At 74.4% G+C, this 22,632-nt stretch carries 18 protein-coding genes; 11 read left to right on the top strand and 7 right to left on the bottom strand.

Annotated features, from left to right (window positions below; all coding sequences use genetic code 11):
* The first annotated feature begins 50 nt into the window (after positions 1-50).
* The gene (locus IE329_RS19725) at positions 51-626 is read left to right on the top strand and encodes a phosphatase PAP2 family protein (protein WP_229927603.1); all 576 of its coding nucleotides are present in this window, start codon (positions 51-53) and stop codon (positions 624-626) included.
* An 80-nt stretch (positions 627-706) separates the two neighbouring features.
* On the opposite strand, the gene IE329_RS19720 is transcribed toward IE329_RS19725, so the two are convergent.
* Entirely contained in the window at positions 707-1,966 is a 1,260-nt protein-coding gene (locus tag IE329_RS19720; RefSeq protein ID WP_190212256.1) for an acyl-CoA dehydrogenase family protein, read from the bottom strand.
* Positions 1,967-2,260: 294 nt separating this feature from the next.
* Here IE329_RS19720 and IE329_RS19715 point away from each other — a divergent pair, with 294 nt between their 5' ends.
* Together IE329_RS19715 and IE329_RS19710 are read left to right on the top strand one after the other, a co-directional pair.
* Positions 2,261-2,908 (top strand): TetR family transcriptional regulator, encoded by a 648-nt coding sequence (locus IE329_RS19715; RefSeq protein WP_190212255.1) that lies wholly within the window; start codon positions 2,261-2,263, stop codon positions 2,906-2,908.
* Positions 2,909-2,983: 75 nt separating this feature from the next.
* Positions 2,984-4,444, top strand: a complete 1,461-nt coding sequence (locus tag IE329_RS19710) for a cellulase family glycosylhydrolase (protein ID WP_190212254.1) — start codon at positions 2,984-2,986, stop codon at positions 4,442-4,444.
* A 46-nt stretch (positions 4,445-4,490) separates the two neighbouring features.
* Here IE329_RS19710 and IE329_RS19705 read toward each other — a convergent pair whose 3' ends face one another.
* Positions 4,491-6,515: a M3 family metallopeptidase gene (locus IE329_RS19705; RefSeq protein WP_190212253.1), complete on the bottom strand. Its 2,025-nt coding sequence runs from the start codon at positions 6,513-6,515 to the stop codon at positions 4,491-4,493.
* Between the two features lie 330 nt (positions 6,516-6,845).
* Here IE329_RS19705 and IE329_RS19700 point away from each other — a divergent pair, with 330 nt between their 5' ends.
* Together IE329_RS19700 and IE329_RS19695 are read left to right on the top strand one after the other, a co-directional pair.
* A complete protein-coding gene (locus IE329_RS19700) occupies positions 6,846-7,214 on the top strand; it encodes a hypothetical protein (protein ID WP_190212252.1) in 369 nt (122 codons plus the stop codon).
* Between the two features lie 236 nt (positions 7,215-7,450).
* Positions 7,451-9,193 carry a bifunctional 3'-5' exonuclease/DNA polymerase gene (locus IE329_RS19695; protein ID WP_229927602.1) on the top strand — a complete coding sequence of 581 codons (1,743 nt, stop codon included), beginning with the start codon at positions 7,451-7,453 and terminating at the stop codon, positions 9,191-9,193.
* A 58-nt stretch (positions 9,194-9,251) separates the two neighbouring features.
* Here the strand turns inward: IE329_RS19695 and dhaM are convergent, their stop codons facing one another.
* Positions 9,252-9,644 (bottom strand): dihydroxyacetone kinase phosphoryl donor subunit DhaM, encoded by a 393-nt coding sequence (dhaM, locus tag IE329_RS19690; RefSeq protein WP_190212251.1) that lies wholly within the window; start codon positions 9,642-9,644, stop codon positions 9,252-9,254.
* A 189-nt stretch (positions 9,645-9,833) separates the two neighbouring features.
* Here dhaM and dhaK point away from each other — a divergent pair, with 189 nt between their 5' ends.
* Entirely contained in the window at positions 9,834-10,829 is a 996-nt protein-coding gene (gene dhaK, locus IE329_RS19685) for a dihydroxyacetone kinase subunit DhaK (RefSeq protein ID WP_190212250.1), read from the top strand.
* Between the two features lie 9 nt (positions 10,830-10,838).
* Positions 10,839-11,525, top strand: coding sequence for a dihydroxyacetone kinase subunit DhaL (gene dhaL / locus IE329_RS19680; RefSeq protein WP_190212249.1), 687 nt, complete (start codon positions 10,839-10,841; stop codon positions 11,523-11,525).
* Between the two features lie 80 nt (positions 11,526-11,605).
* On the opposite strand, the gene IE329_RS19675 is transcribed toward dhaL, so the two are convergent.
* Positions 11,606-12,808, bottom strand: a complete 1,203-nt coding sequence (locus tag IE329_RS19675; protein WP_229927601.1) for a PP2C family protein-serine/threonine phosphatase — start codon at positions 12,806-12,808, stop codon at positions 11,606-11,608.
* Between the two features lie 315 nt (positions 12,809-13,123).
* Between IE329_RS19675 and IE329_RS19670 the strand changes: the two genes are divergently transcribed.
* Positions 13,124-13,342 (top strand): heavy-metal-associated domain-containing protein, encoded by a 219-nt coding sequence (locus tag IE329_RS19670; protein WP_190212247.1) that lies wholly within the window; start codon positions 13,124-13,126, stop codon positions 13,340-13,342.
* 65 nt (positions 13,343-13,407) lie between these two features.
* Positions 13,408-15,714: a heavy metal translocating P-type ATPase gene (locus IE329_RS19665; RefSeq protein ID WP_190212246.1), complete on the top strand. Its 2,307-nt coding sequence runs from the start codon at positions 13,408-13,410 to the stop codon at positions 15,712-15,714.
* A gap of 81 nt (positions 15,715-15,795) precedes the next feature.
* Here the strand turns inward: IE329_RS19665 and IE329_RS19660 are convergent, their stop codons facing one another.
* The 3 genes from IE329_RS19660 to recD2 form a co-directional block, all read right to left on the bottom strand.
* Entirely contained in the window at positions 15,796-16,515 is a 720-nt protein-coding gene (locus tag IE329_RS19660) for an SDR family NAD(P)-dependent oxidoreductase (RefSeq protein ID WP_190212245.1), read from the bottom strand.
* Positions 16,516-17,036: 521 nt separating this feature from the next.
* Positions 17,037-18,347, bottom strand: coding sequence for a citrate synthase (locus tag IE329_RS19655; RefSeq protein WP_370882252.1), 1,311 nt, complete (start codon positions 18,345-18,347; stop codon positions 17,037-17,039).
* Between the two features lie 214 nt (positions 18,348-18,561).
* Positions 18,562-20,790 (bottom strand): SF1B family DNA helicase RecD2, encoded by a 2,229-nt coding sequence (gene recD2 / locus IE329_RS19650; protein WP_190212244.1) that lies wholly within the window; start codon positions 20,788-20,790, stop codon positions 18,562-18,564.
* Between the two features lie 226 nt (positions 20,791-21,016).
* Here recD2 and IE329_RS19645 point away from each other — a divergent pair, with 226 nt between their 5' ends.
* Both IE329_RS19645 and IE329_RS19640 read left to right on the top strand, forming a co-directional pair.
* Positions 21,017-21,808, top strand: a complete 792-nt coding sequence (locus tag IE329_RS19645) for a VOC family protein (protein WP_190212243.1) — start codon at positions 21,017-21,019, stop codon at positions 21,806-21,808.
* A gap of 198 nt (positions 21,809-22,006) precedes the next feature.
* Positions 22,007-22,459: a GNAT family N-acetyltransferase gene (locus IE329_RS19640; protein WP_190212242.1), complete on the top strand. Its 453-nt coding sequence runs from the start codon at positions 22,007-22,009 to the stop codon at positions 22,457-22,459.
* The last annotated feature ends 173 nt before the right edge of the window (positions 22,460-22,632 follow it).

The following is a 22,632-nucleotide window of genomic DNA, read 5'->3' as shown; positions in this document are numbered from 1 at the left end:
TCGACGATAAGATCATCGGACATCCGCCCGTACGCCCTCTGGAGAACCCGATGACCGCGACCACCTGGGCCCGGCGGGTCACCGACGGCGTGGAGCCGAAGAACGTCATCATCGCGGTGCTGCCGCTGGTCGGCGCGCTGCGCTACGGCTGGACGGGCCTCGGCTGGGCCCTGTTCGCGGCGCTGTTCGCCGCCGTGATCCCCACCTGGTTCATCCGGCGCGGCATGCGCAAGGGCCAGTGGGAGGACCGGCACGTCGGCCGGCGGCAGCGCCGGCTGGTGGTGATCCCGTTCATCATGCTGTCGGTGCTCACCAGCTTCGCCGTGATGCTCTGGGCCGACGCGCCGGACGACATGACCGCGATGGTGCTGGCGATGTTCGCCGCCCTGGTGCCGATCATGGTGATCACCGTCTGGTGGAAGGTCTCCATCCACACCGCCGTGGCGAGCGGCGCCGTGGTCTGCCTGGCCATCGCGCTGGGCGCCTGGTGGCTGCTGCTCTACCCGCTGGTCGTGGTGATCGGGTGGTCCCGGGTGGTGCTCCGGGACCACACCAGGGCGCAGACCGTGGCCGGCGCCCTGGTCGGTGCGGTGAGCGCCGGCCTGACCTTCTGGTACGCCCGCTGACCGGGCGCCGGCCCGCCGCCCGGTCCGGCTCGGTCCGGCCGGGCGCACCCGGGCCGGCCGCCCCACCCGCCTCGCCCGGCCTACCGGATGGGCATCCCGGAGATGGTCCGGGCGATCACCAGCCGCTGGATCTCGCTCGTCCCCTCGAAGATCGAGTAGATGGCGCTGTCCCGGTGCATCCGCTCCACCGGGTACTCCCGGGTGAAGCCGTTCCCGCCGAGGATCTGCATCGCCTGCGCGGTCACCCACTTCGCCGTCTCGCCCGCGTACAGCTTGGACATGGAGCCCTCGGCCGAGGTGAACGGCTGCTGGTTGGCCGCCATCCAGGAGGCCCGCCAGACCAGCAGCCGGGAGGCGTCGATCCGGGTCTTCATGTCGGCCAGGGTGAAGGCGACGCCCTGGTTGTCGATGATCGGCCGCCCGAACTGCACCCGGGTCCGGGCGTAGTCGAGAGCCACCTCGTAGGCGGCCCGCGCGATGCCGATGGCCTGCGCCCCGACGGCCGGCCGGGAGGCCTCGAAGGTGGCCATCGCGGCGTTCTTCCCCGAACCGCCCTTGCCGGAAGCACCCTTGGCGCCACCGTTCGCCGCGGCTGCCGCCCGCTCGCGGGCCCGGGCGAGCCGCTCGTCCAGCTTCTCCTTGCCGCCCAGCAGGCAGTGGCCGGGCACCCGGACACCGTCGAGCACGACCTCGGCGGTGTGCGAGGCGCGGATGCCGTGCTTCTTGAACTTCTGGCCCTGGGAGAGGCCGGGCGTGCCCGGCGGGACCACGAAGGAGGCCTGGCCACGGGCGCCGAGCGCCGGGTCCACGGTGGCCACCACCACGTGCACGGCGGCGATCCCGCCGTTGGTCGCCCAGGTCTTGGTGCCGTTCAGCACCCACTCGTCCTTGGCCTCGTCGTAGACGGCGCGGGTGCGCAGCGCCGAGACGTCGGAGCCGGCGTCCGGCTCGGAGGAGCAGAAGGCGGCGACCTTCACGTCGTCGGGGGTGCCGAACATCTGCGGCGCCCAGGTGCCGATCTGCTCCTCGGTCCCGTTGGCGAGCACGGCGACGGCGGCCAGCGTGGTGCCGACGATGGACAGGCCGATGCCGGCGTCGCCCCAGAAGAGCTCCTCCATGGCGATCGGGATGCCGACGCCGGACGGGTCGAAGTACTGCTGGGCGTAGAAGTCCAGGGAGTAGATGCCGAGTTTGGCCGCCTCCTGGATGACCGGCCAGGGGGTCTCCTCGCGTTCGTCCCACTCGGCCGCGGCCGGGCGCATCACGTCGGCGGCGAAGCCGTGCAGCCAGTCGCGGACGGCGATCTGGTCGGGGCCCGGGTCCAGCGAGAAGGTGCTCATGGTGCCTCCGGTGGAAGGGATCTGGCGGGCGGCGGGCCGCCGCGTGGGGAGGTGTCGCGAGGAGGGGGTGTCGTACCGGTGTTACCGCCGGTAACATCGCTGGGAGTCTGCTACTGATACGTAGGAAATGTCAACGCCCGGAACGCACCCCCGAGGCCGCACCCGGCCCCGGCGGCCCCGCACCCCGGCCCCTCCCCCGACCCCGCCCGCCAGCCCGCCGACGCCCCGCGCCACCACCGGCGCCCAGCCCAGCGCCGCCCGACCGGGCGTCAGCACCCGAGCCAGGAGCCGCCCGTGCCGCCCGCCGACCCCGCCACCTCCGGCGAGCCCCGCAGGGAACAACTGCTCAACGCCGCCGACCGGGTCATCCAGCGGGAGGGCCCCGGCGCCAGCATGAACGCCATCGCCGCCGAGGCCGGGATCACCAAGCCGATCCTCTACCGGCACTTCGGCGACCGCACCGGCCTCATCCGTGCCCTCACCGAACGGCACACCGGCGGGCTGATCGCCGCCGTCCGGGCCGCGCTGAACGAGCCGCTGGAGCGGCGCGACCGGGTCGAGCACGTCCTGGACACCTACCTGGCCGGCATCGAGTCGCGCCCGCAGGTCTACCGGCTGCTGACCCATCCGGAGGCGGGCGACCCGACCGGCGCCGGCAACGCCCTGGCGCCCGCCCTCAAGCAGATCGCCGACGAGATCACCAACGCGGTGGCCGTCCAGGTCGACCTGGGGCCGGAGGCACCGCTGCTCTCCGAGGCCTGGGGCCGGGGCATCACCGGCATGGTGCTGGCCGCCGGGGACTGGTGGCTGGAGACCAAACCCTGCCCCCGGGCCCGGATGGTGCAGGCCCTGGCCGACCTGCTCTGGGGCCGGCTCGCCGCCGCCGCGGAACTGCCCTCCGCCACACCGCCGGCCCCCGCCGCGGCGGCGCCGGCCGACTGAACTCTTGTGCGGTGCATGCCAGTCCGGCATCATCGGGCCCCACCCGAACCGCCGCCGGCCCAGCGAGGTAGCCCCATGCGCCTGCTCCGTACCGCCGCCGCACTCCTGCTCGCCACCGCCCTGGCCGGCTCCCCGGCCGCGGCGGCCGAACCCCGGGGCCACCGCCCGGAGTTCCCCACCGGCACCAGCACCTCGCCGGACGGCCGCACCGCCCTCACCGACTCCCGGGGGCGCGAACTGCGGCTGCGCGGCTTCAACCTCGACAAGTACGCCGAGACCACCGAGGCCGACGTCCGCTCGGTGGCCGCGCACGGCTTCACCCTGCTGCGGGTGGCGGTCTCCTGGACCAGGCTGGAGCCCGGACCGGGCCGGTACGACCGGGCCGAGCTCGACCGGCTGCACCAACTCCTCGGCTGGGCCGACCGGTACGGGCTGCTGGCCCTGATCGACTTCCACCAGGACGTCTACGGGCCCAGGTTCGGCGGCGGGGACCGCGGCATCCCGGTCTGGGCCACCCGGGACGACGGCCTGCCCTTCGTCCCCGACCCGGACGACTGGTTCGCCGGGTACTTCCAGCCCGCCGTCCAGGCCGCCTTCCGCCACCTCTACGACGACCCGGACCTGCGCCGCGCCCAGAGCGACTTCTACACCCGGATCGCCCGCGAACTGCGCGGCCACCGCTCGCTGCTGGGCTACGACCTGTTCAACGAGCCGTTCGGCCCGATCCCCGGCGACCCCACCGATCCCGCCGACCAGGCGGCCGGCGCCGCCGCGCTCGAAGCCGGCCGGCTGGCCGGGATGTACCGCCGGCTGATCCGGGCCGTCCGGGCGGCCGACGACCGCGCCTGGCTGTTCGTCGAACCCACCGTCCTGGTCGGCCAGGGCGTCCCCACCCGACTGCCCGGCTTCGCCGACCCCCGGCCGGGCCCGCCGCGGCTCGGCTACGCCCCGCACTTCTACGACACCGCCGTCGAGTCCGGCGCCGACTGGGACCCGTCCGGCGGCTTCGTCGAGGCGTACGTCGCCGCCGTCACCGCCTACCCGGCCGCCCACCGGCTGCCGGTGCTGATCGGCGAATGGGGCCCGCCGGACGCCCGCCGGCCGGGCAACGCCGAGCTGGTCCGCCGGCAGGTCGCCGCGATGGAGACGATCTCCTCCGGCTGGACGATGTGGTACTGGTGCCGGGGTGCCGGCGGCTACTGCGCGCTCGGCCCGGACGGTCGGCCGGCCCCCGGCGACGAGCCGGTCTTCGCGCCCTGGCCGACCGCGCTCGACGGGCATCCGCTCAGCTCGGACTGGACCGCCGCCACCGCCACCTACCGGCTCGGCTGGACCACCGGCCGCACCGGCGGCCCCACCGAACTGAGCCTGCCCGCCGAGGCCTACCCGGCCGGCGCCCGGGTCACCGTGGCCGGCACGCCCGCCGCCCTGGTGGACATCGACCAGCCCGGTCCGGGCCGGGCCGGCAGCGCGCGGATCCGGCTGCCGCTGGCCCGGCCCGGCACGCCGGTCACCGTCACCGTCACCCCGCGCTGAGGTCCGGCCCCGGCACCGGGGCCGGGGCCGGACCTCGGCCGGGGCCTCAGGCCAGTCCGCGCCGGACCAGCAGCGGCTCGGTCCGCGGGTCGCGCCCGACCACCGCGCGGAAGCACTCCAGCGCGTCCACACTGCCACCGCGCGAGAGGAGTTCGGCGCGGAACACCTCGCCGCTCTCCCGGACGGTGCGGCCGTTGCCCCGGAACCACTCGACGGTCTCGGCGTCCAGCACCTCGGACCAGATGTAGGCGTAGTAGCCCGCGCTGTAGCCGCTCGCGAAGATGTGGTTGAAGTAGGTGCTGCGGTAGCGCGGCGGGATGGCGGCCACCGCCAGGCCGGCTCCGGCCAGCGCCCGCGCCTCGAACTCCTGGGCGTCCGCGATCTCCAGGCCCACCGGCACGGTGTGCCAGGCCCAGTCCAGCAGCGCGGCCGCCAGGTACTCGACCGTCCGGAAACCCTGGCCGAAGCCCTCGGCGGCGGTCATCCGCTCCACCAGGTCGGCGGGCAGCGGCTCGCCCGTGACGTGGTGCTTGGCGTAGTTCGCCAGCACGGCCGGCCAGGTCATCCACATCTCGTTGACCTGCGAGGGGAACTCCACGAAGTCCCGGGGGACTTCGGTGCCCGCGAAGAGCGGGAACCGGACGGCCGAGAAGAGCCCGTGCAGCGCGTGCCCGAACTCGTGGAAGAGCGTCCGCACCTCGTCCCAGGTCAGCAGGACCGGCTCGCCCGGGGCCGGGCGGGCGATGTTGAGGTTGTTCAGCACCACCGGCCGCTTGCCCAGCAGGGTGGACTGCGAGACGAGTTCGTCCATCCACGCACCGCCGCGCTTGGACGCACGGGCGTGGAAGTCGCCGACGAAGAGGCCGAGCGGGCCGCCGTCCTCCTCGAACACCTCGAAGACCCGCGCGTCGGGGTGGTGGCCGACCAGGTCCGGCCGCTCGGTGAAGGTCAGGCCGTAGGCCAGGTTCGCGGCGAAGAAGACGCCGTCGTGCAGCACCCGCTCCAGCTCGAAGTAGGGGCGCAGCACAGCAGCGTCCACCTGGTACGAGGACCGGCGCACCCGCTCCGAGTAGAACGCCCAGTCGTGCGCGGCGATCTCGTCGATCCCGTCGGCCGCCGCCAGCTTGGCCAGCTCGGCGGCCTCCCGCTCGGCGTTGGCCACCGCCGGCGGCACCAGCCGGGCCAGCAGGGCGTCGACGGCCGCGACGGTGCCCGCCGTCTCGTCCTCGACCACGTACGCCGCGTGGCTCGGGTGGCCGAGCAGGGCGGCCCGCTCCGCGCGCAGTCCGGCCATCCGGATCGCCAGCGGGCCGTTGGTCGCGGCGGCCCGGCCGAGCGAGGCCGCCAGCAGCCGCTCGCGCACCGATCGGTCGGTGAGCTGGGCCAGTTCGGACTGGTTGGAGAAGTTCTTCAGGCTGAGCACGTACGTGCCGTCGTGGCCGAGCGCCCGGCCGTTCTCGGCGGCGGCCGCGACGGCGTCGGCGGAGAGGCCGTCGAGCTGCTCGGCGCTGTCCAGGACGAGCGCCCCGGCCCGGGTGGCGGCCGCCACGTTCTGCTGGAACGCGGTGGCGGCGGAGGCCAGTTCGGAGTTCAGCTCGCGCAGCCTGGCCTGCTCGGCCGCGCCGAGGCGGGCGCCGGCCCGGACGAAGCGGGTGTGGTGACGCTCCAGCAGCCGCAGCGACTGGGCGTCCAGGCCCAGGTCGTGGCGACGCTCGTGGAGGGCCTCGATCCGGGCGAACAGGGCGGCGTCCAGGTGGATCGCGTCCTGGTGGGCCGCCAGCCGGGGGCTGATCTCGGCGTCCACGGCGTCCACCAGGTCGTTGGTGTCGGAGGAGCTCTGGTTGAGGAAGACCGCGCTCACCCGGCGCAGCAGGGCGCCGGAACGCTCAAGCGCGACCAGGGTGTTGTCGAAGGTCGGTGCCTGCGGGTCGGCCGTGATCGCCGCGATCTCGGCGAGCTGGTCGGCCATGCCGCGTTCGAAGGCGGGCAGGTAGTGCTCTTCCCGGATCGCGGTGAAGGGCGGCAGTTCGTAGACCAGGGTGCTGGGCTCGAAGAAGGGATTGTCGCTCATTTCGCCGACCCTACGCGGTGGCATTCGCGCTGCCTACGGTCGGCCGGCGGACGGCTCGTCGGAGCCGGCCGGCGGAGGCCGGTCCCCGTCCGGCGAGGCCGGGGATCCGCCCCGGCCGCTCCCCGGCGGGTGGTCGGCCACCGGCCCCCGGATGCGCCGCCGACTACGATGCGTGGCAGCAGAAGGGCAGGACAGCGGGGGTGCGCGGGCGTGAGCGGCGGCCCACCACCCGGATGTTCGGCGAACGCCCGCCCCGTCCCGCCGCCCCTCGCCGCCCGCCGCGCGCCGCCCGGCCCACGGCGCGGCCGGCACCCCCGAAGGAGACCCGCAGTGCCCTGGAAGTCCCGCCTGACCTGGACCGGCCACACCGCCGGGAACGCCACCACCGTCCACGAGGGCCGCACCTGGCACCTGTCGAAGCACCTCAGCCCGCCGGACGAGCAGGGCCGCTACAGCCCCTACCAGCGCTGGTACCTGCACGCCGACGACGGCCAGGGCGAGCCCCTCGCCGACCCCACCGGCGGCGCCCTGGGCCGCAACCGCGTCAACGCCCAGCACCTCGCCGAGCTGATCGTCACCGGCTGGGAGGACTCCCGCCTGACGCGTCCGTCCGACGGCGTCCAGCTGTGGCGGCGGACCGGCGCCGACGACGACACGCTCGTCCCGCTGGACGAACTCCTCGCCGGCAAGCACCGCTGACCGGCGGCCGCCCCACCACCACGCAGGGCCCGCACCCCGGTGCGGGCCCTGCGTGGTGCGTACGCCGCGGGGCGGCCGGCGGCGCCGGGCAGGTCCGTCCGTCCAGGCCCCGGAGCCCTTCGCGGCCACCGGCGCCCGACCCGGCCACGCCCCTCCCGCGGGTGCCGCCTCCCCCACGCTGTCGGACCTCACCGCTACCGTCGAACACACCACCCGAACACCCGAGAGAAGACCGCGTGCCACCCCGGATCGCCCTGGCCCCCGACCCGCACGGCCCCGGCGGCCGCCTCCAGCCGCTGGACGACGCCGGCACCCCCCTCGGCGCCCCCGTGCACGCCGCCGACCTCGCCGCCGCCGTCGCCGGGTACGAGGCGGCCTCGCACCCGCGCTGGGTCTGGGCCACCGCCGACAGTGCCTACGCCCCGCTGCTGCCCGACCTGCCCGACCGGCTGGCCCGCTGCCACGACCTGCGCCTGGTCGAGGCGCTGCTGCTGTCCCACGAAGGGCGCTACGGGCAGCCCCGTTCGCTCGGCGCCGCCTGGGCCCGGCTCCACCGGCTGCCCGTCCCGGCCGACCTGCCCGACTCCGCCGGCCCCGACGACCAGGACAGCCTGTTCGCCCCCGACCGCCTCCAGCTGCCGCCCGCCACCGACCCGCTGGCGGCCGTCGTCGCCGTCCACGCCGACCAGCAGCGCCGGATCCAGGCCGTCACCGACCCGGCTCCCGCCGCGGGCCGGCCGACCGGTACCACCGGCGCCGGCGCCCGGGCCCGCTTCCGCCTGCTGGTCGCCGCCGAGTCGGCCGGCGCGCTGGCCGCCGCCGAGATGGCGCACGACGGCCTGCCCTGGCGCTCCGACGTCCACGACCGGCTGCTGACCGACCTGCTCGGCCCCCGACCGCAGATCCCCGGCACCCAGCCCAAGCGGCTCGCCGACCTCGCCACCGAACTGCAGCAGGCCCTCGGCGGCCGCCCCTTCAACCCCGACTCGCACACCCAGGTGCTGCGCGCCTTCGCCGACCAGGGCGTGCACCTCGGCTCCACCCGGTCCTGGGAGCTGCGCGGGATCGACCATCCGGCGGCCGCCCTGCTGATCCGGTACAAGGAGCTGTCCCGGATCCACGCCGCGCACGGCTGGGCCTGGCAGGACGCCTGGGCCCGGGGCGGCCGGTTCCGCCCCGAGTACGTGGTCGGCGGCGTGGTGTCGGGCCGCTGGGCCAGCCGGGGCGGCGGCGCGCTGCAGATCCCGCGGATCCTGCGCGGCGCGGTGGTCGCCGACCCGGGCTGGCTGCTGGTCGTCGCGGACGCCGCCCAGCTGGAGCCCCGGGTGCTGGCCGCACTGTCCCAGGACACCGGCATGGCCCGCTCCGCCGCCGAGGGCGACCTGTACGCCGCCCTCGCCGCCACCGCCTTCCAGGGCGACCGGGACAAGGCCAAACTCGGCCTGCTCGGCGCGATGTACGGGCAGACCAGCGGCGACATCGGCCCGCTGCTCGCCACCCTGCGCCGCCGCTTCCCCACCGCGATGGGCTACGTGGAGGCGGCCGCCCGGACGGGCGAGGACGGGGGCGTGGTCAGCTCCCGGCTGGGCCGGGTCTGCCCGCCGCCCTCCGCCGACTGGCAGGACGCCGCGGAGGAGGCCGACGGCGCGGCCGACGCCGGGGCCCGCTCGGCCCGGGCCCGGGGCCGGTTCACCCGCAACTTCGTCATCCAGGCGAGCGCCGCCGACTGGGCGCTGGCCCTGCTGGCGGCGCTGCGCCGCCGGCTGGCCGGGTTGGCGGCGACCCCCGGCGACCGTCCCCACCTGGTGTTCTTCCAGCACGACGAGGTGGTGGTGCACACCCCGGCTGATCTCGCCGACCAGGTGGCCGCCGCCGTGACCGAGGCGGCGGAGGAGGCCCGGGCCCTGGTCTTCGGCGACACCCCGGTACGGTTCCCGCTCACCACCGCCGTGGTCGACTGCTACGCCGACGCGAAGTGACGGGCGCCGGCCGGCGGGGCCGGCGCGCGGCTGCACGGGCCGACCCGCACCCCGGGGGTCAGAACTTCCGGAAGCCGCGGGCGTCCTGGGCAGCCGTGACCACCTCGGCCAGCGCCGCCCCGGCGGAGGCGGTCACCACGGCGGCCACCGCGCCCTCCACGAACGGCGCGTCCACCAGCACCACGTCCGGCCGGGGGTGGTCCGCCAGCGCGGTGGCGGCGGTCAGCACCGAGCTGCCCAGGTCCGGCAGCACGACGACGCCGGAGCCGTGGTCGGCCGCCGCGACGGCCCTCAGCACCAGGTCGTAGCTGGTGCCGAGCGAGCCGTCCTCGGTGCCCGCCGCGAGTTGCACCGGGACGCTGCCCGAGCCGAGTTCACCCAGCAGTTCGCGCAGGCCGGCGGCCATGGCGGGGCTGTGCGAGACGAGGACGACACCTACGGGTCCGGTCATGTCCCGAGCCTAGGCCCGCGGGCCGGATCCCGCCGGGGCCGCCACGCGGGGTCGGTCCGGCGGGGCCGCTCCCGCCTCACCGACCGCACCCGGGCCGCCAGTTCGACGGCGCCTGCCGCAATCCCGGCCATCCGCGCCGCGCTCGCGTAGCGTCGGCCGCAGGAGCATCCGTGGCCGAGGGAGCGCGTCGTGAAGAAGCTGATCAACAGCCCGGAGAGCGTCCTGGCGGACGCGCTGGCCGGGGTGGCCGCGGCGCACCCGGAGCTGGCGGTGGACGTTCCGAACCGGGTGATCACCCGGGCGGTCCGCCCGGCCGCGCCCAAGGTCGCGCTGGTCTCCGGCGGCGGGTCCGGGCACGAGCCGCTGCACGGCGGTTTCGTCGGACCGGGGATGCTCGACGCGGCCTGCCCCGGCGAGGTGTTCACCTCCCCCGTGCCGGACCAGGTGCTGACCGCCGCGCGGGCCGTGGACAGCGGTGCGGGCGTGCTGCTGGTGGTGAAGAACTACACCGGCGACGTGATGAACTTCCGCCTCGCCGCCGAACTGGCGGCCGAGGAGGGCATCGAGGTCCGCACGGTGCTGGTGGACGACGACGTGGCGGTGCGGGACTCGACCTGGACGGCCGGCCGCCGGGGCACCGGTGCCACCGTCCTGGTGGAGAAGATCGCCGGTGCGCTGGCCGAGCGCGGCGCACCGCTGGCGGAGGTCGCCGCCGTCGGCGAGCGGGTCAACGCGGCCTCCCGGTCCTTCGCGGTGGCGCTCACCGCCGCGACCGTCCCGGCGGCGGGCAAGCCGGGCTTCGACCTGCCCGAGGACGAGATCGAGGTGGGCGTCGGCATCCACGGCGAGCCGGGCCGGCGCCGGGAGAAGCTCCGCCCGGCCCGTGAGCTGGCCGCGGAGGTGGTGGACACGGTGCTCGCCGATCACGACCTGGCGGCCGGCGACGAGGTCATCGCGCTGGTCAACGGCCTCGGCGGGACGCCGCTGCTGGAGCTGTACATCGTCTTCGGGGAGGTCGCCGCCCGGCTGGCCGAGCACGGGGTGACCATCGCCCGCAGCCTGGTCGGCAACTTCGTCACCAGCCTGGACATGGCGGGCTTCTCGCTCACCCTGACCAAGGCGGACGCCGGACTGCTGGAGCTCTGGGACGCCCCCGTGGCGACCCCGGCCCTGCACCGTTCCTGAGGGGCACCGATGGACCACGACACCCCGGACCACGCCGGCGCCGGCACCGGCCCGAGCACCCCGGAGGCCCGCGCCCTGGACGCCCCGCTCGCCGAGGCCTGGATCCGCGCCCTGGCGGCCGCCGTCGACGTCCACCAGCGGGAGCTGACCGACCTGGACTCCGCGATCGGCGACGGCGACCACGGCAGCAACCTGCACCGCGGCTTCACCGCCGTGCTCGCCGTCCTGGACGCCCTGCAGCCCGCCGACGCCGGCGCCGTCCTCGGGCGGACCGGCAGCACCCTGATCTCCAAGGTGGGCGGCGCCTCCGGCCCGCTGTACGGCAGTGCCTTCCGGGCGATGGGCGCGGCCCTGCCGCCCTCCCCGGCCACGCCCGCCGAGTTCGCCGGGGCGCTGGCGGCCGGGCTGGCGGCGGTACGCCGGCTCGGCGGCGCCGCACCGGGCGACAAGACCCTGGTCGACGCGTACACCCCGGCGCTGGCCGCCTTCGAACGGGCGGTCGCCGGCGGCGCGGGCCTGGCGGGCGCCGCCTCGGCCGCGGCCGAGGCGGCCGAACGGGGGATGCGCGCGACCACCCCGTTGCAGGCCCGCAAGGGCCGGGCCTCCTACCTCGGCCCGCGCAGCATCGGCCACCAGGACCCGGGCGCCACCTCCACCGCGCTGCTGTTCCGGACGCTCGCCGACGTCACCGGGTGACTCCCGCGCCGCCGCCGGCCCGCCGTACGCCGGCCGGCCGGCGGCCGCCGAGGCAGCGGCCCGCCCGGGGCCGGCCGCGCTCAGGCGGGCTCGCCGGCGAGCGCCCCCGGGGCCGGGTCGACACGGCTGATCAGCAGCAGCAGCGCGTCGTCGCCGAGCACGCCACCGGTGTGCGCGAGCAGGTCCGCGTACAGCCGCCCGACCGCCGCCTCCAGCTCGGCCGGCGAGCGCGCCGCACCGTGCACCAGCGGCCCGGCCCGCTCCGCGAGCGGGTAGAAGTCCCCCGAGCCGTCGCGCCGGGCCTCGACCACGCCGTCGGTGCAGAGCACCAGCACGTCGTCCCGCCCGAACGGCAGGTCCCAGCTGTCCGGTTCGCCGGGGACGAGCCGGCCCAGGCCCAGCGGCACCCACGGGTCGGGGTGCTCCAGCACCCGGACGGTCCCGTCCGCCAGCACCTGGACGGGCGGGACGTGGCCGAAGTGCAGCAGCTCGACCGCCCCGGGTCTTCGGAACTCGGCGAACAGCGCGGTGGTGAACTCGCCGTCCGGCACGTGCCGCTCCACGCTCGCCTCGATCCGGGCCGCGACGCCGCGCAGCCGGCTCTCGTCGTACGCGGCCTCCCGGAAGGCTCCCAGCACCACGGCGGCGGTCTGCACCGCGCCGAGGCCCTTGCCCCGGACGTCGCCGACCAGCACCCTGGTCCCGTGCGGGGTCTCCAGTACCGAGTACAGGTCGCCACCGATCCGGGCGTCATCGGCGGCGGAGGCGTACCGCACGGCCAGCCGCAGCGGGCCGACGGTCGGCCCGGGCAGTCGCAGCAGGGCGCGCTGGGCCGCCTCGGCGACCGAGCTCACGGCGGCGTACGCGGCGGCCCGGCGCATCCTGATCCTGGCCACCCAGGCGCTGAACAGGGTCAGCACGAGGTAGCTGACCATCGCGCCGAGCAGGAAGCGCTCGTCGTTGACGTTGTCGACCTGGTCGTAGTGGCTCAGGCCGAACACGATCAGCAGTCCGAGGGAACAGACCAGCAGCAGCTCCCTCGGTCTGAGGGTGAGGGCCGCGATCGAGGGCACGACCGTCATCAGCGGCGCCAGGTAGCGGTCCTTGCCGGAGAGGAAGTCGGCCAGCGCGACCAGCGCCATCGCCACCAGGGCCGGCGCCGCGCGTTTGTACCAGGGGATGTCCAGGAGGTCGACGGCCAGCAGCGCGCTGCGCCGTCGGGCCGGCGGGAGCGCGGCGGCCGTCAGGTCCACGGTCGACCGAGCTCGACGATTCCGGAACACATATCCGAACATATCGGACGATCCAGGCCTGCGCCCCGCGCCCGCCCCGGCGAGCGCACGCGACGGCGGCCGGACCCATGGGCGGCAGGGGCCGCCGGGCGGGCGGCACGGGCGGGACACGCCGGGCGGGCCGGGACGTGGCGGCAATTCGGACGGAGCGCATCCGGACGCATACGCTCGGCAATCGAGTCGCTCGTCCGATGCGACCCACGACACAGGAGTCCCCCTCTTCCGGAATACCCGGTGGGGGTATGGTGTTGTGAGCAGACAGCAGCACGGGCAGGAGCCCGTGGCAGCCACCCCTCGGAGGTCCCGATGTCCAGCACCATCACGTACACCGTCACCGGCATGAGCTGCGGCCACTGCGAGAAGTCGGTCAGCTCCGAGGTCTCCGCCCTCCCCGGCGTGACGCAGGTGGCCGCCGACGCCAAGGCCGGCACCGTGACGGTCCACTCGGCGGCCCCGCTGGAGGACAGCCAGGTGCGCGCCGCCGTCGACGAGGCGGGCTACGAGCTCGTCGGCCGCTCGGCCTGAGGCCCGGTACGGCGGGGGCGGGGCGCCCGCCCCCGCCGTACGCTCTCCGAGATGGAGGAGACGACATGAGCACCACCACCCCCGGGACCCCGCGCACCGGGTCCTCCGGCCCCACCGCCCCGGCGGCCGCGGGCGAGCGCGTCGAACTCTCGATCGGCGGGATGACCTGCGCCTCCTGCGCGGCCCGGATCGAGAAGAAGCTCAACCGGATGGACGGCGTCGAAGCCGTCGTGAACTTCGCCACCGAACGGGCCCGGATCGACTTCGGCACCGGGGTCAGCGTGGCCGACCTGATCGCCACCGTGGAACGGACCGGCTACACGGCAGAGCTGCCCGCCCCGCCGCCGGCCGCCGAAGCGGACCCGGACGGTGCCGGCGCCGCCGCCCCGGACCCGGACCGGGCCTCCGCCCGCGACCGGCTGCTGATCAGCACCGTGCTCACCGTCCCCGTGGTGCTGCTCTCGATGGTCCCGGCCCTGCAGTTCGACAACTGGCAGTGGCTGGCCCTCGCCCTGACCGGCCCCGTCGTCGTGTACGGCGGGCTGCCGTTCCACCGCGCCGCCTGGACCAACCTGCGGCACGGCGCCGCCACCATGGACACCCTGGTCTCGCTCGGCACCCTGGCCGCCTTCGGCTGGTCGCTCTGGGCGCTCTTCCTCGGGCACGCCGGGATGACCGGCATGAAGCACGAGTTCTCCCTCACGGTGGCCCGCGGCGACGCCTCCTCCTCGCTCTACCTGGAGACCGCCGCCGCCGTCACCGTGCTGATCCTGCTCGGCCGCTGGCTGGAGGCCCGCTCCAAGCGCCGTGCCGGCGCCGCCCTGCACGCGCTGCTCGACCTGGGCGCCAAGGAGGTCGCCGTGCTGGAGGGCGGCCGCGAGGTGCGGCTGCCGGTGGCCCGGCTGACCGTGGGCACCCGGTTCGTGGTCCGGCCCGGCGAGAAGATCGCCACCGACGGCGTGGTGACCGAGGGCGCCTCCGCCGTGGACGCCTCGATGCTCACCGGGGAGTCCGTCCCGGTCGAGGTCGCGGTCGGCGACCCGGTGACCGGCGCCACCGTCAACGCCGGCGGCCGTCTGGTGGTCGAGGCCACCCGGGTCGGCGCCGACACCCAGCTGGCCCGGATGGCCAAGCTCGTCGAGGAGGCGCAGAACGGCAAGGCCGCCGCCCAGCGCCTGGCCGACCGGATCTCGGCGGTCTTCGTGCCCGTCGTCATCCTGATCGCGCTCGGAACCCTGGTCGGCTGGCTGCTGGTCAGCAACAGCCCCACCGAGGCCTTCACCGCGGCCGTGGCCGTCCTGATCATCGCCTGCCCCTGCGCCCTCGGGCTGGCCACGCCCACCGCGCTGATGGTCGGCACCGGCCGCGGCGCCCAGCTGGGCATCCTGATCAAGGGCCCCGAGGTGCTGGAGACCACCCGCCGGGTGGACACCGTGGTGCTCGACAAGACCGGCACCGTGACCACCGGCCGGATGGCCCTCGTCGCCGTCCACACCGTCCCCGGGGTCACCGTGGAGGAGGCCCTGCGGCTGGCCGGCGCGCTGGAGCACGCCTCCGAGCACCCGGTGGCGGCAGCCGTCGCCGCGGCCGCCGCCGAACGGGTGGGTGACCTGCCGCCGGTCGGGGACTTCGAGAACGTGCCCGGCCTGGGAGTCAGGGGCGTGGTCGAGGGCCGTGCGGTGCTGGCCGGCCGCGAGGCGCTGCTGGCGGACGCCGCCCAGCACCTGCCGCCCGTCCTGGCCGAGGCCAAGGCGGCGGCCGAGGCGGCCGGCCGGACGACGGTCGCGGTCGGCTGGGACGGCGAGGCCAGGGCGGTGCTGGAGATCGCCGACACGGTGAAGCCCACCAGCGCCAAGGCGATCGCCGAGCTGCGCGCGCTGGGCCTGCGCCCGGTGCTGCTGACCGGGGACAACCGGGCGGTGGCGCAGGCGGTCGCGGCCGAGGTCGGCATCGACCCGGCGGACGTGGTCGCCGAGGTGCTCCCGGAGGACAAGGTCGCCACCGTCCGCGCGCTGCAGGCCGAGGGCCGTTCGGTGGCGATGATCGGGGACGGCGTCAACGACGCGGCCGCGCTGGCCCAGGCGGACCTGGGCCTGGCGATGGGCACCGGGACCGACGCCGCGATCGAGGCGGCCGACCTGACCCTGGTCCGGGGCGACCTGCGCTCCGCCGGGGACGCGATCCGGCTCTCCCGCCGGACGCTGGCCACCATCAAGGGCAACCTGTTCTGGGCCTTCGCCTACAACGTGGCGGCGATCCCGCTGGCCGCCGCCGGCCTGCTGAACCCGGTGGTGGCGGGCGCCGCGATGGCCTTCTCCTCGGTCTTCGTGGTCAGCAACAGCCTGCGGCTGCGGCGCTTCAAGGCCGCCTGAGCCGGCGCCCGGGCGGCGGTCACGACGCCCCCCCCCCCCCCGCGGGCCCGTACCGGCGACCGGTACGGGCCCGTGGCGCGCTCAGCGCCCGAGCAGTTCCCCGCCGTTGCAGTGCAGGATCTCGCCGGTGATGAAGCCGGCCTCGGGCGAGGCCAGGAAGTAGACGGCGGCCGCCACCTCGCCGGTCTCGCCGATCCGGCCGAGCAGGGTGCGGGAGGCCCGGCGCGACACCTCGGCCTCGTCCAGCCGCGGCCCGAAGAACTCGGTGCCGGCCACCGTCCCGGGCGCGACGATGTTGGCGGTGATCCCGGACGGCCCCAGCTGGGCGGCGAGGAAGTTGTTCCAGGCGTGCAGCGAGGCCTTGGCCGCGCCGTACGAGCCGGCCCCGCGCAGCGCCGCGATCGAGCTGACCGTGACGACCCGGCCGGCGCCCTGGGTGAGCCGGTCCCGGACGGACTCGGTCAGCAGCACCACCGTCAGCACGTTGCGCTCGAAGTCGCCCCGCCAGCGGGCCAGCAGGGCGTGCGGCCCGGCGCCGATCACGGTCTCGCGGCTGCCCGCGTTGTTGACCAGGACGTCGATCCGGGCCGGCAGTCCGGCGAGCGCGTGCTCGACGGCGTCGGGGTCGGCGAGGTCGCAGACCAGCGGGGTCACCCGGGGGCCGAGGTCGGTCGCGGCCTTCTCCAGCACGTCGCGCCGGCGTCCGACGATCATGACCTGTTCGCCCGCCTCGGCGAATCTCCGCGCGACCTCGTACCCGATGCCCGTGCCACCCCCGGTGACGACGACGTTCCTGGCCATCTGCGCACTCCCTCCCCGGCCCGGCCACTCCGCTGCCGATGTGCGGGCGGTCCGTACCGGAATGCCACGATTCCTATCACGCTGGGTCGCCGTGACTGCGGGGAGGGTGACGTCGGCCGTACTGGATGATGTGGTATGAGCCCGCGGTCGGGCACACACGGAGCGTGGCGAGAGACAGCTCACACCCCCCGGGCGTAACTTTGAGCGCCCTGATACGTCTTAGCTTTGTAGTGCGGCAGTTTTTCGGCGCGCGGCGACAGGGCGGACTTCCGCCATGCCCCCGCACGGCCGGGGCTGTCGCCGGCGGGGCTCCGGCGGGCCCCGGGACGGCCGTCGACTGCTCGGCGGTCATCGCGCACGACGCCGGGGTGCGGTGGGCCAGGGGCGCTTTGAGCGGCCGCCCCTGACCGCGGCCGCCCCCGGACGTCGTGCGCCGTACCCAGGACCGGACAACGCGAGGGCCCGGTCGCACCACTCCTCCGAGTGGTGCGACCGGGCCCTTGCGACTGCCCGCGGGCGGGTCAGCGAGCGTCGAGACCGACGTAGTCGCGGATCGCGGTGCCGGTGTAGATCTGACGCGGACGGCCGATGCGGCTCGTCGGGTCGTTGATCATCTCGTGCCAGTGGGCGATCCAGCCGGGCAGCCGGCCGAGCGCGAACAGCACGGTGAACATGCTGGTCGGGAAGCCCATGGCGCGGTAGATCAGGCCGGTGTAGAAGTCCACGTTCGGGTAGAGCTTGCGCGAGACGAAGAAGTCGTCGTTGAGCGCGTGCTCCTCCAGCTTGAGGGCGATCTCCAGCAGCTCGTCGGACTTCCCGAGCTGGGCGAGCACCTCGTGGGCCAGGATCTTGACCTGCGCGGCGCGCGGGTCGAAGGCCTTGTACACGCGGTGACCGAAGCCCATGAGCTTCACGCCGTCCTCGCGGTTCTTCACCTTGCGGATGAAGGAGTCGACGTCGCCGCCGTCCTTCTGGATCTGCTCCAGCATCTCCAGGACGGCCTGGTTGGCGCCGCCGTGCAGCGGGCCCCAGAGCGCCGAGATGCCGGCCGAGATCGAGGCGAACTGGTTCGCGTGGCTGGAGCCCACCAGGCGCACGGTGGAGGTCGAGCAGTTCTGCTCGTGGTCCGCGTGCAGGATCAGCAGCTTGTCCAGCGCGTTGACCACGACCGGGTTGAGCTCGTAGTCCTCGGCCGGGACGGCGAAGGTCATCCGCAGGAAGTTTTCGACGTAGCCGAGGTCGTTGCGCGGGTAGACGAACGGCTGGCCGACCGACTTCTTGTAGGCGTAGGCCGCGATGGTCGGCAGCTTCGCCAGCAGGCGGACGGTCGACAGGTGGCGCTGGCCGGCGTCGAACGGGTTGTGGCTGTCCTGGTAGAACGTCGACAGGGCGCCGACCACCGAGGAGAGCATCGCCATCGGGTGCGCGTCCCGGGGGAAGCCCTGGTAGAAGCGCTTGACGTCCTCGTGCAGCAGGGTGTGCTGGGTGATCTCGTTGCTGAAGATCGCCAACTGGTCGGCGTTCGGCAGCTCGCCGTTGATCAGGAGGTACGCGGTCTCGATGAAGCTGCCCTTCTCGGCCAGCTGCTCGATCGGGTAGCCGCGGTAGCGCAGGATGCCGTTGTCGCCGTCCACGAAGGTGATCGCGGACTTGTAGGCGGCGGTGTTGCCGAAGCCGTTGTCCAGGGTCACCAGGCCGGTCTGCGGGAGCAGCTTCGAGATGTCGAAGCCGGCGTTGCCCGCAGTGCTCGCGACGACGGGGTACTCGTACTCGCCGCCCTGGTACCGCAGTACTACAGCGTCTGGACTGTTCTCGCTCACGCTCTTCCTCACCGACGAAATGAATCCTCATCCAAGGTGCCCTGACTGTCTCTACCATCCCCCATCTGGCGGACAGTTGCGCACCCGGGGTGGCCCGAAAGGGCCGTCCCCTACAAAACCCGTCGCCGCAGCCGGTATGAACCGGACAAGATCGGCACCACACCAGGCTCTGCCCTAAATCTCTTCACGTCAAGAGAACTCTAGAGGCAAGGATCCTGTTGGAGAATCATCCAGTGGCCAGCCGGTGGTCCAGTGCGGAGTGCCTGCGACCTGCGCTGACCGTCCGGACGGCCTGTCCGATCGCCTTGCGTGACCCCACCAGTACAACGAGTTGTTTTGCCCTGGTCACCGCCGTGTAGAGCAGATTTCGCTGGAGCATCGTCCAGGCCGAGGTGGTGACCGGAATCACCACGGCCGGGTACTCGCTGCCCTGCGAACGATGGATCGTCACCGCGTACGCGTGCGCCAGCTCGTCCAGCTCGTCGAAGTCGTACCCGATCTCCTCGTCCTCGTCCGTCAGCACGGTCAGCCGCTGGTCGTCCACCGCGATCGCGGTCACCACCCCGACCGTGCCGTTGAAGACGCCGTTCTGCCCCTTCTCGTAGTTGTTCCGGATCTGGGTGACCTTGTCGCCCACCCGGAACGTGCGGCCACCCAGACGGCGCTCGGGCAGCCCCTCGCGCCCCGGCGTGACCGCTGCCTGGAGGAGCGTGTTCAGGTTGCCCGCGCCGGCCGGCCCCCGGTGCATCGGCGCCAGCACCTGGACGTCCCGGCGCGGGTCCAGCCCGAACTTCTGCGGGATCCGGCGCGCCACCACGTCCACCGTCAGCCCGGCCGCCCGCTCGGCGTCGTCCTCCACGAAGAGGAAGAAGTCCGCCAACCCCTCCGTGCGCGGCGGCAGGCCCTCGTTGATCCGGTGCGCGTTGGTCACCACCCCGGACTCCTGCGCCTGCCGGAAGATCCTGGTCAGCCGCACCGACGGCACCGGGCTCCCGGCGGCCAGCATGTCCCGCAGCACCTCGCCCGCGCCCACCGAGGGCAACTGGTCCACATCCCCCACGAACAGCAGGTGGGCACCCGGCGCCACCGCCTTGACCAGCTTGTTCGCCAGGATCAGATCCAGCATCGAGGCCTCGTCCACCACCACCAGGTCGGCCTCCAGCGGCCGGTCCCGGTCGTACGCCGCGTCACCGCCCGGCCGCAGCTCCAGCAACCGGTGCACGGTCGACGCCTCCACCCCCGTCAGCTCGGACAACCGCTTGGCCGCCCGGCCGGTCGGCGCCGCCAGCACCACCTTCGCCCGCTTCGCCAGCGCCAGCGTCACGATCGACTTCACCGTGAAGGACTTCCCGCAGCCCGGCCCCCCGGTCAGCACCGCGACCTTCTCGGTCAGCGCGAGCCGGACCGACTGCTCCTGCTCCGGCGCCAGCTCCGCCCCCGTCCGCTTCGCCAGCCAGCCCAGCGCCGCCGCCCAGTCCACGCCGGCGAACCCCGGCATCCGGTCGGAATCCGCCCGCAGCAGCCGCAGCAACTGGTTCGACAGCGAGATCTCGGCCCGGTGGAACGGCACCAGGTAGACCGCCGTCACCGGCTGCCCGCCCTCCCCCGGCACCGCCTCCCGGACCACCCCCTCCTCCGCGACCAGCTCGGCCAGACAGTCGATCACCAGCCCCACGTCGACCTGCAGCAGCTTCACCCCGTCGGCGATCAACCGCTCCTCCGGCAGGTAGCAGTGCCCCTGGTCACTGCTCTGCGAGAGCGCGTACTGCAACCCCGCCTTCACCCGCTCCGGGCTGTCGTGCGGGATGCCCACCGCCTGCGCGATCCGGTCCGCCGTCAGGAAGCCGATGCCCCACACGTCCGAGGCCAGCCGGTACGGCTCGTTCTTCACCACCCCGATCGAGGCGTCCCCGTACTTCTTGAAGATCCGCACCGCCAGCGAGGTCGAGACCCCCACCCCCTGCAGGAAGACCATCACCTCCTTGATGGCCTTCTGCTCCTCCCAGGCCTCGGCGATCTTCTTGGTCCGCTTCGGCCCCAGCCCCGGCACCTCGATCAACCGCGCCGGAGCGTTCTCGATCACCTCCAGGGTGTCCACCCCGAAGGCCTCCACGATCCGCTCCGCGAACCGCGGCCCGATCCCCTTGATCAGCCCCGACCCGAGATAGCGCTGGATGCCCTGGACGGTGGCCGGCAGCACCGTGGTGTAGTTCTCCACCACGAACTGCTTCCCGTACTGCGGGTGCGAGGCCCACCGCCCGTGCAGCCGCAGGGACTCCCCCGGCTGCGCCCCCAGCAGCGCGCCCACCACCGTCAGCAGGTCGTTGCCGCCCCGGCCGGTGTCCACCCGGGCGACCGTGTAGCCGGTCTCCTCGTTGGCGTACGTGATCCGCTCCAGCACCCCCTCCACCTGGGCGAGCTGGCGCGGCACCACGGGCTGCTGCTGCGTGGCCACGGGACCCCCTTGCCGATTCGGGTGACCATCCGCCACGCACCGTACCGTCCGGCTCCGACAACCCGGACATTCCCCGTCGTCCGGCACCGGCCCCGGCACCACCGGACGGGGGCGCCCGGCGGTGCCCGCACTGCGGGCGCCCGGCACCGGTGGAAGGCTGGGGAGCGCAGGGGGGAACCCATCCGTCCCCGTCCCCGGCGGGCCCGCGCAAGGAGCAGTCCCGACCATGCTCACCACCGACTACGTGCCCGGCTCCCCCAACTGGCTCGACCTCGGCAGCCCCGACACCAGCGCCTCCGCCGCCTTCTACGGCGCCCTGCTCGGCTGGACCTTCGCCTCCGCCGGCCCGGCCGCCGGCGGCTACGGCTTCTTCCAGCAGGACGGCCGGACGGTCGCCGCCCTCGGCCCGCTCACCGAGGAGGGCGCCACCTCCGCCTGGACGGTCTACTTCAGGACCACCGACGCCGACCGCACCACCGCCCTGGTGGAGCGGGCCGGCGGCAAGGTCCGCTTCGCGCCCTTCGACGTCTTCACCAACGGCCGGATGGCCGGCTACACCGACCCGACCGGCGCCGACTTCGCCGTCTGGCAGCCGCAGGACACCATCGGGCTGGACGCCGTCACCGACCCGGGGACGCTGTGCTGGACGGAGTGCTACAGCACCGACGCCGAAGCCGGGAAGGCCTTCTACCGGACCGTCTTCGACTGGCAGGAGCAGGACGTGCCGTTCGGCGACGTGACCTACACCGTGCTCACCCCGGCCGGCGGCGGCACCGACGACGGGCAGGGCGGCATCATGCAGCTGGGCCCGGAACAGACCGCGGCCGGCACCACCTCGCACTGGCTGCCCTACTTCGAGGTGCTCGACCCGGACGCCCGCGCCGCCACCGCCGAGCGGCTCGGCGCGACCGTCCGGATCCCGCCCACGGACTTCCACGGCGTGGGCCGGCTCGCCCAGATCGTCGATCCGCACGGTGCGGTGCTCGCCGTCATCCGGAGTGCACAGCCCGGCCAGTGAGGCCCCGTCACGAGCGGCCGGCACCGGCGGGACACGCAAGGCCGCGACGGAACGCGCCCTGCGCGGCGGGACGGCGCGCGGAGACGGCCGGCGGTGTTCTGGACCGGCGGCGGGCCGCGCCGTCCGCTACCGCCCCCTGCCGGCCCTTGTCGGCCCATCGGCGGGGGGACGGTGCGGGCTTCCGCCTACCCTGAGCCCATGAACGATCTCCAGATCCGCCGTGCCACCGCCGACGACCTGCCCGCCATCGTGGCCATGCTGGCGGACGACCCGCTGGGCAGCGTCCGGGAGTCGCCCGACGACCTGACTCCCTACCGCACCGCGTTCCGCCGGATCGAGGAGGACCCGCAGCAGCACCTGGTGGTCGCCGTGCGGGACGGCCGGACGGTCGGCACCCTGCAGCTGACGCTGATTCCCGGACTCTCCCGGAAGGGCTCGACCCGGGCCGTCATCGAGGCCGTCCGGGTGCACGCGGACGAGCGGGGCAGCGGGCTGGGCACCCAGCTGATCGAGTGGGCCGTCGGCACCTCCCGCGAACTGCGGGCGGACCTGGTGCAGCTGACCTCGGACGCCAGCCGCACGGACGCGCACCGCTTCTACGAGCGCCTCGGATTCACCGCCTCGCACCTGGGATTCAAGCTCCAGCTCTGATCCCGCGTCCGTCCGGCCTTCGCTCCGACTCCGGGCCGGCGTCGGCCCGGGCCCGGGCCCGGGCCCGGATCCAGAGTCGGAGTCGGAGTCAGGACGTCCCTCCGGATCCGGGCCTTTCCCGTACCGGTCCGGAAACGCAGAAAAGCCCCGCCGGTTACCCGGCAGGGCTTCTC

This window comes from Kitasatospora indigofera (genome assembly GCF_014655955.1).
Classification (GTDB): Bacteria; Actinomycetota; Actinomycetes; order Streptomycetales; family Streptomycetaceae; genus Kitasatospora; species Kitasatospora indigofera.
Note: the sequence above shows the minus strand (reverse complement) of the source record. Positions and strands in the feature narration are given on the sequence as shown.